The sequence below is a fragment of the Acidiplasma aeolicum genome (assembly GCF_001402945.1).
Taxonomy (GTDB): domain Archaea; phylum Thermoplasmatota; class Thermoplasmata; order Thermoplasmatales; family Thermoplasmataceae; genus Acidiplasma; species Acidiplasma aeolicum.
The window spans coordinates 1-1,092 of record NZ_LKBG01000144.1; the positions used below are offsets into that span (position 1 = coordinate 1).

Here is a 1,092-nt window from a genome sequence, read left to right on the forward strand (position 1 = left end):
ACGTTTCCAGGTACAGAGCATGATCCAGGGGAATATAACGGTATTCATTGACACGGACGAATTACCAACAGATGACTGGCTCGAACGGATTACTGAACCTATAATTGACGGATCAGCAGATTTTACATACGGTTCCACTTCCCCACTCAGGAAGGCTGATAATCCATTTACAAGATACCTTGACAAATATGACAAATATCTTTATGAGAATATTTTACCAAATGATATAACTAAAGGGGCGCTTGGAAATTCAGCATGGAAAACAGAAATAATACAGAAAGTGAAATTTGATCCATGCCTGGCAATGGCGGGGGAAGATTATGATCTTACAATTAGGGCCATAAAAGCCGGATATAAAGGTAAATATGTTAAGGACGCAGTATTACTCCATGATCGGAGTAACATAAGGACTTTACGTAAATTCGTAAAGAAGATGTTCTATAATTATCAGGTAGGGGCTTCTCTTGCTTACCGGAAGAACGGGATGCTTTTCAAGAAAGCGCGGACTTCCATAAAAGTTAATTACCGATTCAGGGATCCAATGGAGATTCTGATTTTCATGCTAAAAATACCTGCCTTGATTTTCTCGTTAATGCTCAACCCATGGGATGATCCAAGATACTGCAAAAAGACATTTTTCAGTGAGAATTAGAGTATTGACTCCGTAAATTTTAGGGGAATAGATTTTTCTCTTATTTTTCTGAATGCCTTTTAAAATTTCATCAACAGATCTTACAGACAGTGTATGGATAAGATCAGCAACCATTATCAGCGCAAGTATGCGTGAATGAAGATACTGAAAGGTGAAAGAAATGAAGAAGTATGATTTTTAGTCTGCTTTCATAATTGACATTGTACTCATTGCCCGCCAGACAAGCCCGAAGGTACATATGGAATTCCTGCGTAAGTTATATTCATAGTGCAATTCATTATTTTCGCTTTTTATGGTCATCCTGTTCCGTCAATCACAGCTAACATTTATTCACTATATAGGGTAATTTGTTAATTTTATTCCAAATTTAACAGTTTTGATGTCTCTTGGCCTTTGTTTATTGCCTCCTTTTTAGGCGTATCCACCTGAACCATTACAAA

Annotated in this window: 1 protein-coding gene; it reads left to right on the plus strand. The window is 37.2% G+C overall.

All coding sequences use genetic code 11. The annotated features are described in order from the left end of the window. Positions 1-652 (plus strand): glycosyltransferase (locus AOG54_RS03735; RefSeq protein WP_054964500.1); only part of this gene is annotated, 652 nt, incomplete at its 5' end. Positions 653-1,092 lie beyond the last annotated feature (440 nt).